Raw genomic sequence first — 14860 nt, 5'->3', positions numbered from 1 at the left:
GGCCAGCGGCGCGTGTCGCGCGATTGCAGTCCAGCGGCGCGCAGCGATGTGCCGCAGCGACAGCAGGGATGAAATCTGTCGCGACGATGACGTGTGTTGTCGCAGCAAGGATCACCGGTCGATTGCGAGAGAGTTAGCGCCGATGCGCTCCAGGCCGAATGCCGCGCGTTGGAACGTCGTTGCATGGCGCGCTGGCGGCCAGCACGAGCGCACCGAGCTCGTTCGTCGTGGACGACGGCTGCAGGCACGCAGCGTGTCGATCGCGATTGACTGCCGCGCGCTAGAACAGTTGTGCGGGCGCCTCGGTGTCCAGGGCGATCTCGCCGCGCCGCGAGGCCAGCCGATCGGCCAGGCGCGTGGGTTCGGGCAGGCGATAGGCGCGCAAGGTACGCAGCGTCCAGTCGAGCGCGCCCTGCATCGAGACGCGATGGCCCGGCGAGACGATCAGCGGATTGCAGCGCAGCTTGCTGCGCAACGCCCAGCCGATCTGCGTGCCGCCCAGCAGGATCGGGCTGTGGTCGCCGCGCTCGGGTCCCGGCTCGACGAAGCTGCCTGCCAGGCGTTGCTTGGCCACGCCGATGCTGGGCAAGCCGGTCACCACGCCAAAGTGCGCGGCGATGCCGAGCTTGCGCGGATGCGCGATGCCCTGGCCGTCGATGAAGACCAGATCGGGGGGGCGCGAGAGCAGTGCCAGCGCCTGCAGCAAGGCCGGCAGCTCGCGAAAACTGAGCAGCCCCGGTACGTAGGGCATCGAGGTGGGCACGCGCGCGACATGCGTCTCCAGCGGCAGCAGCGTGTCTGCATCCAGCAGCACCGCGGCCGCGCGCGTGGTCTGGCCGTCGTCTTCGAAGCCGACGTCGAAGCCGGCGAGCAGCTGCGGTGTTGCGCCGGCCTGGTCCTGCAGCACCACGCGATGTGCCAGTTGCTGTTGCAACTGTCGCGCCTGGATGACGCTGCCATCCCAACCGGCAAAAACGGGATCGATCGTTTGCATGGCCGCAGCATCGCGCGCTGGGCGTGGCGGTGTCGTGCACGCCTGCGATGCGCTGGCTGCCGTTACAATCGCAGGCTGATCGGCCCCCAATCGGAGAACCGTAGTGACCCGCAAACTCGTACTGCTGCGCCATGGCCAGAGCCAATGGAACCTGGACAACCGTTTCACCGGCTGGGTGGATGTGGAACTCACCGAGCAAGGCCGCCAGGAAGCCGCTGCGGCCGGCAAGCTGATGAAGGACGAAGGCCTGCAGTTCGATGTGGCGCACACATCGGTGCTCAAGCGCGCCATCCATACGCTGCAGGGCGCGTTGAAGGAACTCGACCAGGACTGGTTGCCGGTGTCCAAGAGCTGGCGCCTCAACGAGCGGCACTACGGCGGCCTGCAGGGGCTGGACAAGGCCGAGACGGCAGCCAAGCACGGCGAAGAACAGGTCAAGATCTGGCGCCGTTCCTACGACATCCCGCCGCCGGCGATGGACGTCAACGATCCGGGGCATCCGTGTCACGACCGTCGCTATGCCACGCTGGACCGCAATGCATTGCCGGGTACCGAGTCGCTGGCGACCACGCTGGTGCGCGTGCTGCCGTACTGGCACGACGCGATCGCACCGCAGTTGAAGGCCGGGCAGACCGTGCTGGTGACCGCGCACGGCAACTCGCTGCGCGCGCTGTACAAATACCTCAACGATGTCTCCAACGAGCAGATCCTGGAGCTCAACATCCCGACCGGCATCCCGTTGCTGTTCGAGCTGGACGACAACCTGCAGGTGCAAAGCTTCCGCTATCTGGGCGACCCGGAAGCGGCCAAGCGTGCCGCCGAAGCGGTGGCCAACCAGGGCAAGGCGAAGTAATCGCCGCATCCGCCGGCTGCGCTGCGTGCATGGCGCGCAGCGTGGTGTGGGTTTCGCAGCGCGCGTTCTAGTGAGGCGTGCGGGTTTGACACGCAGGCGGTGCCTGTTCGCGGATCGAACAGGTACCGCATGACCGCATGCGTGTGTTCTTGCAGGGGAGACATGATGTCCAGCAAGCGTAAAAGGCAACAAATGAGTGCCACCTACTGCCGCGCGTATCTGGTGACGTTGGGGCTGCTGTTGGCCGGTGGCAGTGCGGCGTTCGCGGTGCTGGCCTGGGGCAGCGTGTCCGCTTCGGCGATCGGTGTGGCGCTGCTGATCTGCGTCATGGGTGTGGCGCTGCTGATGTTCGGTTTTTTGGGGCCGTCGCGGCAGATGGAATCCTGGGCGGAGGCAGCGTCCGGGCATGAGGTCGCGCTGGTGCTGATGGCGCTGGCGTATCCGGTGTATCTGCTGATGGCGCCAATGTACGCACGCAAATGACCGCAGTCGATGGCGCGCTTCTGCGCCGGACTGCTGGGTGGTTTCCGCGGCGGTAGATGGCGCTGGCACGCGCGTGCCCAGCTGACGTGCAGTGTCTTGTTGGTCGTTGTGCGTTCTTCGATAAGGCGCGGCACCGGACGTCAGGGCGTTGCGGTGCCGTTGCGATGATGGTGTGGTTGGTGTGTCTGCGCTGATTGCCTACTTTTTTGACTGCGTCTGACGCGGTCGTCTGCCTTGGAGAATGGAAAGATGTTGAGCAAATTCGCGCCACTGTCGCTTGCGCTGGCCATCGCGGTGACGCTCTCGGCGTGTGGCAGTTCCGACGACAGCGCCAAGCCGGCACCGGCCGCAACGCCGGCCGCACCGACCAGGGTGGATGTGTCCAAGCTCGATGCACCGATCGTGGCCTTTGGCATCAACGACCTGGATCCGGCCATCAACGCGTGCCAGGACCTCAACGGCTTCGTCAATGCCAAGTGGCTCAAGGCCAATCCGGTGCCATCGGACCGCACTAGCTGGGGCAGTTTCGAAGTGCTGGCCGAGCGTTCGCTGACCATCCAGCACGCGCTGGTGGAGCAACTGGCGCGCGGCAACCTGTCGGCCGGTTCAGTGGATGCCAAGATCGCCGACCTGTGGCGCACTGGCTCGGACGAAGCGGCGATTGACAAGGCCGGCATCACGCCGCTGCAGCCACAGCTGAAGGCGATCGATGCGCTGACCCATGCGCCGTCCATTGCCGCGTGGTTGCGCGATAGCTATGCCAAGGGCCAGGGCTTCGTGTTCTCGTTCGGCGCCAATGCCGACTACAAGAATTCCGAACAGATGATCGCCTACGCGGGCCAGGGCGGTCTGGGACTGCCGGAAAAGGGCTATTACACCGATCCGGCGCAGGCCAAGATCCGTGAGCAGTACGTGGCCTACATCGCGCGCGTGCTGGAATTGTCCGGCGTTGCGCCAGCGCAGGCGGCAACCCAGGCCAAGGCGGTGATGGCGTTCGAAACGCGCCTGGCCAATGCCTCGCTGTCGCGCATCGAACTGCGCGACCCGGCCAAGCGCTACAACCCGGTCGATGTGGCCGGCGCCAATGCGGTCACGCCGCATTTCGACTGGCAGGCGTTCTTCAGCGCGCTCAAGGTGCCGGCCGGGACCTTCTCGCTGAGCCAGCCGGGTTACTTCGCCGAGCTCGATGCGATGCTGGCTGACACGCCGGTGGACACCTGGAAGGCCTACCTGCGTTTCCACAGCGTGGATGAGGCAGCGCCGTATCTGGCCAAACCGTTCGAGCAGGCCAACTTCGACTTCTATGCCAAGACGCTGCGTGGCCAGCAGGACATGTTGCCGCGCTGGAAGCGCACCTTGAACGCGGTCAACGAGGCGATGGGCGAGGCCCTGGGCCAGTTGTACGTGCAGTCCGCGTTCCCGGCCGAATCCAAGCAGCAGATGCAGCAGCTGGTGCAGAACCTCTCGGCGGCGCTCAAGGCGCGGCTGGAAAAACTCGACTGGATGAGCGCGGAAACCAAGCAGCGCGCGCTGGAGAAGTGGGCCAGCTTCACGCCCAAGATTGGCTACCCGGATCAATGGCGCGACTGGTCGGGCCTGGAGACCCGTGGCGATGGATTCCTGGCCAACATGCAGGCCGCGCAGGCATTCAACTACCGCTACATGCTGGACAAGATCGGTAAGCCGGTCGACAAGCGCGAGTGGCATATGACCCCGCAGACGGTCAATGCGTACTACAACGCCACGCGCAACGAGATCGTGTTTCCGGCCGCGATCCTGCAGCCGCCGTTCTTCGATCCCAAGGCCGACCCGGCATTGAACTACGGCGGTATCGGCGCGGTGATCGGGCACGAGATGATGCATGGCTACGACGACTCGGGCAGCCAGTTCGATGCCAAGGGCAACTTCGATACCTGGTGGACCGATGCGGACCGCAAGCTGTTCACCCAGCGCACCGACCAGCTGGTGGCGCAGTTCGACGGCTATGAGGCGATTCCCGGCGTACATGTCAAAGGCAAGCTGACCCTGGGCGAGAACATCGGCGACCTGGGCGGCCTCACCGTGGCCTACGACGCGCTGCAGATGGCGTTGCAGGAACAGCCCGACGCCGGCAAGGATATCGACGGTTATACCCAGGACCAGCGCTTCTTCATGAACTGGGCCACGGTGTGGCGCCGCAACTTCACCGACGGCGAACTGCGCGTGCGCCTGAACACCGATCCGCATGCGCCGGCCAATTTCCGCGCCAATGGCGCGCCGTCGAACATGCCGGCATTCGCGCAGGCATTCCAGTGCAAGCCCGGCGATGCGATGGTGCGTGGGGACAAAGAGCGCGTTGCAATCTGGTGATCGGCGCAACTGCAGCACGCGGGGTTGCGACCGCGCGTGCTGCAAATGCCGCGTTTTTAGCGGCTTTGTAGAGCCTGCTTGCGGCTGCGTCTGCACATCGGTCTGCCGGTGCAGCGTCTAGACTGCCGCGCTCCGAAGGGCAGGAAGCGGCAGTGACAAGGCGAAAGATCTTCAAGGCGATCGGGATCGGTTTACTGATCCTGGTGCTGGGCAGCGTGCTGTCGTTGTACGGCTACGGGCGCTTTGCCGATCGTCAGCGCGGTGCGGTGAGCCATGCGTTGCCTGCCACGGCGATTGCCACGCCGATCGATCGGGTCGTCGCGCCGCTGCAGCAGGCACATGCCGGCCAGACCGGCATGGTGATCCTGCCCGACAATGTCGACGCGTTCGCGGTGCGCGCGCTCACCGCGCGTGCGGCCGGGCGCAGCCTGGATCTGCAGTACTACATCTGGCATGCGGACTTCACCGGCAACCTGCTGCACAACGAGCTGCTGCATGCGGCCGATCGCGGCGTGCGCGTGCGCCTGCTGCTGGACGACATGAACATCCATGGCAGCGATTCAGTGCTGGCGGCGCTGGACAGCCACCCGCTGATCGAGATCCGGCTGTTCAATCCCACCCGTGCGCGCGAAGGCACGCTGATGCGCGGCGTGGAGATGGTGCTGCGCATGTTCAGCATCAATCGGCGCATGCACAACAAGGCCTGGATTGCCGATGGCCGGATGGCGGTGGTGGGTGGCCGCAATGTGGGCGACGAGTATTTCGATGCGGCGCGCGACACCAACTTCATGGACATGGACGCGGCATTGATGGGGCCGGCCGTGGGCCAGGCCGAGCAGGTGTTCGATGCGTACTGGAACAGCCCCAATGCCTTGCCGCTGGCCGCGCTGGTGACCGCGCAGCCGCAGGCACTGGATGCATTGCGCGGCAGTCTGGACGCCGGCCTGGAATCGGCACGCGCGCATCCCTACGTGGAGCGGCTGCGCCAGTCGCCGAGCGTGCAGGCATTGACGCAGGGCCAGCGCCAGGTGCATTGGCTGGACCAGGCGCGCATCGTCTCCGACCCGCCGGAAAAGGCCGAGGGCGCACCGCCGCAGGCGGACTGGATGACGCCAATCCTGATCGGCGAGATGGCGCGTGCGCAGCGCGAGCTGAAGGTGATCTCGCCGTACTTTGTGCCGGGCGGGGAAGGCATGCGCTGGATCGGCCAGTTGCGCCGGCGCAATGTGCGCGTCAGCGTATTGACCAATTCGCTGGCGGCAAACGATGTGGTTGCCGTCCATAGCGGCTATGCCGGTTACCGCGTGCCCTTGCTCACCCAGGGCGTGCGCCTGTACGAGCTCAAGCCGATGGGCAAGCCGGACGGCAGCCTGTTCGGATCCAGCGGGGCCAGCCTGCACACCAAGGCTTTCGTGGTGGACGACAGCAGCGGCTTCATCGGCTCGTTCAATCTGGATCCGCGCTCGATGAACCTCAATACCGAGATGGGCCTGCTGTTCAACGATCGCGCAGTGGCCGCGCAACTGGAACAGGTCTACAACCGCAAGATCGGTGCGCCGGTGAGTTACCGCGTGACCCTGGAGCACGGCGAGTTGCGCTGGCACGACGATGCGGCGCAACCGCCCGAGGTGTGGTCGCAGGAGCCGGCAGCCAGCGTGTGGCGGCGTGGTGCGGCGACGGTGATGGGCTGGTTGCCGCTGGAGTCGCAGTTGTAGTTCCGCGGCGCGCGCGTGCAGTGCGCTACTGCAGCTGTGTCACGATCTCGCGCGCCATCGCGCCCAGCGGCAGGATGCGGTCGGCGCCGCCGCGTTTGATCGCTTCCTTGGGCATGCCGAATACGATGCTGGTGTGCTCGTCCTGCGCCACCGTGCGCGCGCCGGCCTGACGCATTTCCAGCAGCCCGGCGGCGCCGTCGTCGCCCATGCCGGTCATGATGATGCCCAGCGCATTGCTGCCGGCCGCACGTGCGGCCGAGCGGAACAGCACATCCACCGACGGACGATGCCGGTTGACCGGTGGGCCTTCCATCACTTCGACAAAGTATTGCGCGCCACTGCGGCGCAGCAGCAGATGCTTGCCGCCGGGCGCGATCAATGCGCGGCCCGGCATCACCCGGTCGTTGTTGGCCGCTTCCTTCACCGCGATCTGGCACAGGCCGTTGAGGCGCGCGGCGAAGGCGGCGGTGAATTTCTCCGGCATGTGCTGCACGATCACGATGCCGGGGCAGACGCGCGGCAGGGCGGTCAGCACTTCTTCCAGCGCCTGGGTGCCGCCGGTGGAGGTGCCGATGGCGACGATGCGCTCGGTGGTCTGCGCCAGCGCGCGCCCGCTTTGCGCCGGCAGGATCACATCGGCGGTGTGCTTGACCTCCGCTTCCAGCGGCGCTGCGGCAACCCGCGCGGCCAGCCGTTTGACGTTGGCGCGTGCGGCGCTGCGCACCGTATTGACCAGTTCCTCGGCCGAGTCGGTGAGGAACTGCTTGAGCCCCAGTCGCGGCTTGGTCACCACGGCCACCGCACCGGCGGCCAGGGCGTCCATGGTGACGCGTGCGCCTTTTTCGGTGAGCGTCGAACAGATCACCACCGGGGTGGGGCGCTCGCTCATGATCTTGCGCAGGAAGGTGATGCCATCCATGCGCGGCATTTCCACATCCAGCACGATCACGTCCGGCCATTGCTTGCGCATCTTCTCGATCGCCAGCAACGGGTCGGCCGCGGTGGCGATGACCTCGATGTCGGCCGCGTCGTTGAGCACGCCCACCAACACCTGGCGCACCACCGCCGAGTCGTCGACGACCATGGCCTTGATGGGACTGGGGCTGGCAGCTGGGCGGTTGAGGGCTATCGACACGGCGGATCCTTGGCTCAGGCCTTGCGGAAGATCGAGGGTGCCACCTGGACCAGATCGATGTCGAGTTCGCTCAGGCTTTCCGAATGACCGATGCAGAAATATCCGCCCGACTTGAGGTTGGACAGCACGCGCAGGATGACCTCGCGCTTGGTCTGGCCATTGAAATAGATCATCACATTGCGCAGGAAGATCGCATCGAAGCTGCCCAGCATCGGCAAGGCCGTGTTGAGGTTGGCATGCACGAACTTGACCCGGTCGCGCAGCCGGCGTTCCACCAGCAAGGTGCCGTCGTACTCGCCCTGACCACGCAGGCAATAGCGTTTGAGATAGGGCTGCGGAATGCCGTCGATGCGTTGCAGCGCGTAGTGCCCGGTGCGGGCCTTGGCCAGCACGCGGGTGCTGATGTCGCTGCCGACCACTTCGAACGGCCGTCCCTGCAAGGCATCGTCCAGCACCATCGCCATGCTGTAGGCCTCTTCGCCGCTGGAGCTAGCCGCGCTCCAGCAGCGGAACGGCAGGCCGCCGCGATGTTCGCCGGCCAGCTTGCGCAGCAGCTCGAAGTGCTTGGGCTCGCGGAAGAAGTAGGTCTCGTTGGTGGTCAGCAGATCGATCGCGGTCTGGATCTCGGCGCGGTCCTGGCGGCTTTCCAGCAACTGCAGGTACTGCGTGTAATTGCTGAACTGGTGTTCGCGCAGGCGCTTGCCCAGGCGGCCGCACAACATGGCCTTCTTGCCCGAGGAAATGCTGATACCGGCCGCTTCGAAGATGAAGCGCTGGAAGCGGCCGAATTCCTGTTCGGTGATGGCGGTGGACGTGCTCATGTCAGGCGCCGTCCGCATCGCTGGGCAGTGCGTTGCCGCACAGGCGGGCGATGCGCACGGCGTGTTCGCGCCACCATTCCGACAGCATCGGCCCGGGCATCGGCGAGCCCATCAGATAGCCTTGCGCCAGGTCGCAGCCCAGCTCGCGCAGCAGGCGCCAGTCGTCCGGGGTCTCCACTCCTTCGGCCACGGCGGTGAGGTCGAGCCGGTGCGCCAGTTCCAGCGTCGATTCGAGCACGGTGCGCTGGCTGCGGCTGCGATGGGCGGCATGCACGAAGCTGCGATCCAGCTTGAGTTCGGTGAAGGGAATGCTGGCCAGGCGCTGCAGCGAGGAAAACCCCGTGCCGTAGTCGTCGATCGACAGGCCAAAGCCATGCAGGCGCAGGCGCGCCAGCATGCTCAGGGCATTGGCCGGCTCGACGATGGCGCTCTCGGTGAGTTCCAGCACCAGATCGGCAGGGCTCAGGCCGTTGTCGCTCAGCTTGCCGCACAGTTGTTCGAGAAAGCCCTGCTCGCTGAGCAGGTTGGGCGACAGGTTCAAGGCCAGGCTCAGCTCGAAGCCTTCTGCGCGCCAGTCCACCAGTTGCGCGACCGCCAGGTCGATCACCTGCTGGGTCAATGCATGGATCAGGCCTTCGCGTTCGGCCAGCGGAATGAAGCGCTCCGGCCCGATCATGTCGCCTTGCGGGCGGCGCCAGCGCGCGAGTGCTTCCACACCGCGCAGGCGGCCATCCCTGAGATCGAGCTTGGGTTGGTAGGCCACGCGGATTTCGCCGCGGCGCATGGCCCGGTCCAGCCGCGATGCCGCCGCGCCACCGCTGGACATCAGCGGCGATATCGCCGGCTGTGCAAACGCAGGCGCGTTCGTGGCCAGTCCCGGTTCGCACTCCAGCACATTGGCCAGGTCCTGCAGATGCATCGGCTTTTCGATGCCGCCGAGCACGCGCACGCCGGCGCTGCGGCTGAGCTGCATCACCGCATCGATCAGGGCGCCGCCGCGCTGCGAGACCACCACCACCGGCACGCTGTACTTGCCGCGCGCCAGTGCATCGAGCAGCTGCACGCCGTCCATGCCCGGCATTTCCAGATCGATCAGCAGCAGCGATGGCGAAATCGCACTGCCCAGCCAGGCCAGCGCAGCGTGACCGTCGACCGCGCCGTCGACCGCGACGGCGCCGAGCTGGCGGCACAGTGCCATTGCGTGTTCGCGCTGGACCACGCTGTCGTCGACGACCAGTACCGGGCCGTCCAGCGCGCAGCTGCAGGAGAGAAGGGTGGGGCGCATGGGAGTCCTTGCGTGCATGCTGGACATGTCAGGCTGCCAGCTCGGCGACAGGCAGCTGGGCGAGTGCGTCGTTGCCCAGCACCGCGTCGGCGTCGAGCAGGATCACGAAGCGTTCGCCGATCCTGGCCATCGCATGGATGCATTCGCGTGCGATGCCGGCGCCAAAACTGGGCGCGCCGGCGATGGCGTCGGGTGCGATCTCCAGCACTTCGCTCACCGCGTCCACCAGCAGGCCGAGCACCTGATGCGTCTGGCCATGGGCAATCTCCACGATCACGATGCAACTGCGCTTGGTGATCGCGCTCGCATTGCGGCCGAAGCGTTGCTGCAGATCCACCACCGGCACCACCGCGCCGCGCAGGTTGATCACGCCGCGCAGGGCCGGCGGCATCATCGGCACGTCGGTGGGCGCGCGGTATTCGATGATTTCCTTGATGCCGAGGATGCCCAGGCCGAACATCTCCGTGCCCAGCAGAAAGGTCAGGTATTGCTGCGGTGCCGTCGATGACGGCGCAACGATGCGTGTGGTGGTGGTGGCTGCGCTGTGCGGTTGCATCGTCGTTTCCTCAGAAGCTGGCGAACTGCGATTCGTCGATCGCATCGGCGGTGGTCGCCACCGCGCTGATCTGGCGCACGTTGCTGCGACGCGGCGGTGCGCTGACCGCGGTGCTGCTGGCATGCGTTGCGATCCGGCGCGGGCCAGGCTTGTTGCTGGGCGATGCCACCGCGCGCGCGCTGTTGCCGAGCCGGAAGAAGCCCATCAACTGCTGCAGTTGTTCGGCCTGCGCGCTCATTTCCTCCGAAGTGGCGGCCAGCTCTTCGGCATTGGCCGCGGCCGACTGCGTGGTCTGGTTCAACTGGCCGACGGCGGTGTTGATCTGGCTGACGCCGGCGGTCTGTTCTTCGGAGGCGGCGGCGATTTCCTGCACCAGGTCGGAGGTGCGGCGGATCGAGGGCACCATCTCGCCGAGCACGCGGCCGGCGCTTTCGGCCAGGTCCACACTGGAGCCGGCCACCTCGCCGATCTCCTGCGCGGCGATCTGGCTGCGCTCGGCCAGCTTGCGCACTTCCGCCGCCACCACCGCAAAGCCCTTGCCGTGTTCGCCGGCACGCGCGGCCTCGATCGCGGCATTGAGCGCCAGCAGATTGGTCTGGTAGGCGATGTCGTCGATGATGCCGATCTTCTTGGCGATGTCCTTCATCGCCACCACGGTGGCGCGCACGGTGTCGCCGCCGTCGGCCGCTTCGCTGGCGGCCTTGGCGGCCATGCTGTCGGTGACGCGCGCGTTCTCGGTGTTCTGCGCGATGGAGGCGGTCATCTGTTCCAGCGAAGCGCTGGTCTCTTCCACGCCGGCGGCCTGTTCGCTGGCGGCCTGGGCCAGTGCCTGCGCGGTGGCGCTGACCTGTTCGGAGGCGCTGGCCAGGTTCTCGGCGTTGCGGTTGACCTCATCGACGATCTCGGTCAGCCGGCTCATGGTGGTGTTGACGTAGCGCTGCATGTCGGCGAAGGCGCCTTCGTAGCGGCCTTCCACGGTGTGGGTGAGGTCGCCGTCGGCCATTGCGCCCATCACCTGGATCACCTCGGAAATGCTGCGCAGGTTGCCGCGCGCACGCTCCACGGTGTCGTTGATGAAGGCCTTCTTGCCCGGCAGCTGCGCTAGCGGTGCCTCGAAGTTGCCGCGGCCGAACTCGGCCACCACGCCCATCGCCAGTTTCTTGACTGCGATATGCGCGCCCACCATCTGGTTGATGCCGGTGGCCATGCTGCGGAAATCGCCGTCGAAGCCGCTGCTGTCGATCACCACATCGATGTCGCCGGCCTCGTGTTCGGCCGACATGTGGTTGATCTCGCGGATCAGGCCGGTGAGGTTGCCGCGCACCTGTTCCAGGGTTTCGTTGATGAAGCGCTTCTTGCCCGGCAGCAACGGTAGCTGCGCGGTGAAGTTGCCGCGGCCGAACTCGGCCACGCAGGCGATGGCCTGCTTCTTGACCGCGATGTGGCTGGCCACCATCGCATTGATGCCTTCGGCCATGCGGCGGAAATCGCCGCTGAAACGCTGGCTGTCGATGACCACGTCGATATCGCCGGCATCGTGCTCGGCCGCCATGCGGTTGACCTCGGCGACCATGCCGGTGAGGTTGCCGCGGATCTGCTCGACGATCTCGTTGATGAAGGCCTTCTTGCCCGGCAGGCGTTCCAGCTCGGCGGAGAAGTTGCCGCGGCCAAACTCGGCCACGCAGGCCATGGCCTGCTTCTTGACCGCGATGTGGCTGGCGACCATGCGGTTGATGCCTTCGCCCATGGTGCGGAAGTCGCCGTCGAAACGCGCCACGTCGATGCGGACATCGATCTCGCCGGCATCGTGTTCCTGCGAAACGCGATTGATCTCTTCGTTGACGTGGGCGATGTTGCCTTGCACCTTGCGCAGTGCACGCAGCACCTCGCAGGCCTGCTCATCGCGCAACTGCGGCAGGGCGACGGCGAAGTTGCCGCGCGCAAAGGCATCCAGCGTGGTGGTGGCAAGCTGCAGCGAGCCGGTCGCGCTGCGGATCGCATGGAGCAGCAACGCACCGCTGACGAGTGCGGCCAGGACGCTGGCGGCGAGCAGGGCGCCGTGCGACAGCGTCAGCGCAAAGCCGGCGACCACCACCACGACGGGCAAGGCGAGGGCGAGGGCGGCGGTGAACCACAACTGCGTGGCGATCGGGAGACGGTGTGACATGGCGGCAGCTTCCTGGGCTCAGGGAACAACGGATGACGCGGTGATGTGGGGAGTGCTGGTGTGGTGACTCAGGCCGCCAGGGCGTCCTGGTTTGGATGCAATTGCTGCAGCAGGCTGGGCACATCGAGAATCAGCGCGACATCGCCGCTGCCCAGGATGCTCGAGCCACTGATGCCCTTGACCTGCGCGAAGACCTTGGATAACGGCTTGATCACGGTCTGCCATTCGCCCAGCAAGGTGTCCACGACCAGGCCGAAGCGCTGGGCGCCCTGGCGGATCACCACGATGCTTTCGCGCGCCGGGGTCCTGCCGCCGAGCGCGAACAGCTCGCGCAGGCGCACATACGGCAGCACGCTGCCACGCAGGTCGATGTAGTCGCTGGCGTAGTCGGGGGTGAACTCCACGCATTCCTCCACCACGTCCAGCGGCACCACGAACACCGACTTGCCGACGCCGACCTGGAAGCCGTTGATGATGGCCAGCGTCAGCGGCAGCCGCACCGAGATGGTGGTGCCCACGCCGGCGCTGCTGTCGATCTCCACGGTGCCGCGCAGCGCGGTGATGTTGCGCTTGACCACGTCCATGCCGACGCCGCGCCCGGACAGGTTGGTGACCTTTTCAGCGGTGGAGAACCCCGGCTCGAAGATCATCGCAAACACCTCGCGGTCGCTGAGCTGGCGGCCCGGTTCGATCAGGCCGCGTTCCAGTGCCTTAGCCAGGATGCGGTCGCGGTTCAGGCCGCCGCCGTCGTCGGTGATTTGGATGACGATGCTGCCGGAGTCGTGATACGCATTGAGGCCAACGGTGCCGCGTGCGGGCTTGCCGCGCGCCACGCGCACGTCTGCCGGCTCGATGCCGTGGTCCATGGCGTTGCGCACCAGATGGGTGAGCGGGTCGCCGATCTTTTCCACCACCGACTTGTCCAGCTCGGTGTCCTCGCCGGCCACCACCAGCGCGATGTCCTTGCCGAGTTCGCGCGCCACATCGTGTACCACGCGCTGGAAGCGGCTGAAGGTGCCGCCGATCTTGACCATGCGCAGTTGCAGGGCACTTTCGCGTACCTCTTCCACCAGGCCGGCCAGGATCGAGGCCGATTCCAGCAACTGCGCGTCGCCGGTGCGCTGTGCGTTGGCATTGGTGCCGGCCACCGCGATGATGAGTTCGCCGACCAGATCGATCATGCGATCGAGCTTGTCGGCATCGACGCGGATCGAGCGCGCGTCGGTGTTGCGTGTGCCGGTGTCCTGCGGCGCGCGTGCCGGCGCTGCGGCCGGGACGGCAGCCAGCGCGCCGACCACCGGCGCGGCAGCCACGACCGGCTCGCTGGCAGGCACGGCGCTGGCGTCCATCGGTGCCGGCACCGAGAGGATCTCCAGGTCGCAGTCTTCGCGCACGAACTCGAACACGTCCTCGATCGCGGCACGGTCGGCATCGCTGCGCAGCAGGATCTGGAAGCCCAGATAATTGGCTTCCGGATCGAGCGCTTCGAAGCTCGGCAGCTGGCTGGCATCGGTGCTGATCGACTCGACCGAGCCCAGCCCGCGCAGGTTGCGGATCAGCTTGAGCGGCGAGTTGCCGTAGCGCAGCGCGTCGGCGAACAGTTTCAGCGCGATGCGCCAGTAACCGCTCTGTTTTTCCGGGGTGCTGTGCTGGATGGCGGAGGCGGTGACACCGCATGCGCTGGCCTGCAGGTAGGTCTGCAGTTGTGCCAGCAGCGGTTCGGCCTCTGCCGCCAGTGCGTCGGCATCGGCGTGAGCGGGGTCGGCGGCGGTTTCCACCAGGGCATGGATGTGGTCGCAGCACACCAGCAGCAGCGCGATCAGTTCCGAGCTCAGCGTCAGCGCGTCGTCGCGCACCAGGTCCAGCACGCTTTCCACGACATGGGTGAAGCCGACCAGCTGCGGCAGATCGAACAGGCCGCCCGAGCCCTTGATGGTGTGCGCCGCACGGAAGATCGCGTTGACCGCATCCGGCGAGGACTCGCCACGCTCGGCTTCGAGCAGGTGACGTTCCATGTCTTCGAGCAGGTCCCGGCTCTCGGCCAGGAAGGTCTGCATCAGCTGGTTCATATCCATACGCGTCGCCGGTCCGTTAGTGAATGCGTTCGCCGATACCAGCAACCGCATGCGGGTACAAGGCTTCGAGCAGGCCGAGCAGTTCGATCACGTCGACCACCGCGCGGCTGGAATCGGTCAGCGAAAATGGCCGGCCGTCGGCCTGGATCGCCTGCTTGGTCGCCAGCAGCAACTGCAGGCCGGTGGTGTCGATCTCGCTGACCGCGCCCAGGTCCAGGTGCAATCCGCCCGGATGCAGCAAGGCCGGCTGCAGCAGCGGCTTGAGTTCGGCAGCGCGACGGATGGTCATCTCGCCTTCCAGGGCGAGCGTCAGCGGCGCGGGTAGATCGGACAGTGGCGTGTTCATTGATGCCTCAAGCGATGCGATGGCGCACGGATGCGTGCCATGACGCGGAAGAAGGTCGCTCCGGCGTGGCTTGCGTGGGCA

At 66.3% G+C, this 14860-nt stretch carries 12 protein-coding genes; 4 read left to right on the top strand and 8 right to left on the bottom strand.

Translation table 11 applies throughout. From position 1 onward, the window contains the following. Nucleotides 1-280 precede the first annotated feature (280 nt). On the bottom strand, nt 281-994 hold the full coding sequence (gene nfi / locus AC1PLA_RS14425) for a deoxyribonuclease V (RefSeq protein WP_481104817.1): 714 nt from the start codon (nt 992-994) through the stop codon (nt 281-283). A 103-nt stretch (nt 995-1097) separates the two neighbouring features. Here nfi and gpmA point away from each other — a divergent pair, with 103 nt between their 5' ends. From gpmA to AC1PLA_RS14405, 4 genes are all read left to right on the top strand, one after another. Continuing rightward, the gene (gene gpmA, locus AC1PLA_RS14420) at nt 1098-1847 is read left to right on the top strand and encodes a 2,3-diphosphoglycerate-dependent phosphoglycerate mutase (RefSeq protein ID WP_016904068.1); all 750 of its coding nucleotides are present in this window, start codon (nt 1098-1100) and stop codon (nt 1845-1847) included. A gap of 165 nt (nt 1848-2012) precedes the next feature. Then, nucleotides 2013-2330, top strand: coding sequence for a hypothetical protein (locus AC1PLA_RS14415; protein ID WP_024939360.1), 318 nt, complete (start codon nt 2013-2015; stop codon nt 2328-2330). 249 nt (nt 2331-2579) lie between these two features. After that, on the top strand, nt 2580-4679 hold the full coding sequence (locus AC1PLA_RS14410) for a M13 family metallopeptidase (protein WP_481104816.1): 2100 nt from the start codon (nt 2580-2582) through the stop codon (nt 4677-4679). 152 nt (nt 4680-4831) lie between these two features. Beyond that, nucleotides 4832-6394, top strand: coding sequence for a phospholipase D family protein (locus tag AC1PLA_RS14405; RefSeq protein ID WP_481104815.1), 1563 nt, complete (start codon nt 4832-4834; stop codon nt 6392-6394). A 25-nt stretch (nt 6395-6419) separates the two neighbouring features. Here the strand turns inward: AC1PLA_RS14405 and AC1PLA_RS14400 are convergent, their stop codons facing one another. The 7 genes from AC1PLA_RS14400 to AC1PLA_RS14370 all read right to left on the bottom strand — a co-directional run bounded on the left by AC1PLA_RS14400 (nt 6420) and on the right by AC1PLA_RS14370 (nt 14779). Continuing rightward, nucleotides 6420-7547: a protein-glutamate methylesterase/protein-glutamine glutaminase gene (locus AC1PLA_RS14400; protein WP_026064711.1), complete on the bottom strand. Its 1128-nt coding sequence runs from the start codon at nt 7545-7547 to the stop codon at nt 6420-6422. After that, nucleotides 7544-8350, bottom strand: coding sequence for a CheR family methyltransferase (locus tag AC1PLA_RS14395; protein ID WP_481104814.1), 807 nt, complete (start codon nt 8348-8350; stop codon nt 7544-7546). The genes AC1PLA_RS14400 and AC1PLA_RS14395 overlap by 4 nt, the downstream gene beginning before the upstream one ends. Before the next feature lies 1 nt (nt 8351). After that, the gene (locus AC1PLA_RS14390) at nt 8352-9635 is read right to left on the bottom strand and encodes an EAL domain-containing response regulator (RefSeq protein ID WP_481104813.1); all 1284 of its coding nucleotides are present in this window, start codon (nt 9633-9635) and stop codon (nt 8352-8354) included. A gap of 28 nt (nt 9636-9663) precedes the next feature. Then, complete coding sequence (locus tag AC1PLA_RS14385) at nt 9664-10191, bottom strand: chemotaxis protein CheW (RefSeq protein WP_481104812.1); 528 nt, start codon at nt 10189-10191, stop codon at nt 9664-9666. Nucleotides 10192-10201: 10 nt separating this feature from the next. Further along, the gene (locus AC1PLA_RS14380; protein ID WP_481104811.1) at nt 10202-12358 is read right to left on the bottom strand and encodes a methyl-accepting chemotaxis protein; all 2157 of its coding nucleotides are present in this window, start codon (nt 12356-12358) and stop codon (nt 10202-10204) included. 68 nt (nt 12359-12426) lie between these two features. Then, nucleotides 12427-14433, bottom strand: coding sequence for a chemotaxis protein CheA (locus tag AC1PLA_RS14375; RefSeq protein ID WP_481104810.1), 2007 nt, complete (start codon nt 14431-14433; stop codon nt 12427-12429). 16 nt (nt 14434-14449) lie between these two features. Beyond that, on the bottom strand, nt 14450-14779 hold the full coding sequence (locus tag AC1PLA_RS14370; protein ID WP_016905011.1) for an STAS domain-containing protein: 330 nt from the start codon (nt 14777-14779) through the stop codon (nt 14450-14452). Nucleotides 14780-14860 lie beyond the last annotated feature (81 nt).

This window comes from Xanthomonas sp. NCPPB 1826 (assembly GCF_056725285.1).
The sequence above is the reverse complement of the archived record's forward strand: the minus strand, read 5'-3'. Positions and strand labels throughout refer to the sequence as shown.

Excerpts from the sequence above, each read along its gene's own strand:
- nfi (WP_481104817.1), bottom strand. The coding sequence starts at position 994 with ATGCAAACGATCGATCCCGTTTTTGCCGGTTGGGATGGCAGCGTCATC.
- AC1PLA_RS14415 (WP_024939360.1), top strand. The coding sequence starts at position 2,013 with ATGTCCAGCAAGCGTAAAAGGCAACAAATGAGTGCCACCTACTGCCGC.
- AC1PLA_RS14410 (WP_481104816.1), top strand. The coding sequence starts at position 2,580 with ATGTTGAGCAAATTCGCGCCACTGTCGCTTGCGCTGGCCATCGCGGTG.
- AC1PLA_RS14395 (WP_481104814.1), bottom strand. The coding sequence starts at position 8,350 with ATGAGCACGTCCACCGCCATCACCGAACAGGAATTCGGCCGCTTCCAG.
- AC1PLA_RS14390 (WP_481104813.1), bottom strand. The coding sequence starts at position 9,635 with ATGCGCCCCACCCTTCTCTCCTGCAGCTGCGCGCTGGACGGCCCGGTA.
- AC1PLA_RS14385 (WP_481104812.1), bottom strand. The coding sequence starts at position 10,191 with ATGCAACCGCACAGCGCAGCCACCACCACCACACGCATCGTTGCGCCG.
- AC1PLA_RS14380 (WP_481104811.1), bottom strand. The coding sequence starts at position 12,358 with ATGTCACACCGTCTCCCGATCGCCACGCAGTTGTGGTTCACCGCCGCC.
- AC1PLA_RS14375 (WP_481104810.1), bottom strand. The coding sequence starts at position 14,433 with ATGGATATGAACCAGCTGATGCAGACCTTCCTGGCCGAGAGCCGGGAC.
- AC1PLA_RS14370 (WP_016905011.1), bottom strand. The coding sequence starts at position 14,779 with ATGAACACGCCACTGTCCGATCTACCCGCGCCGCTGACGCTCGCCCTG.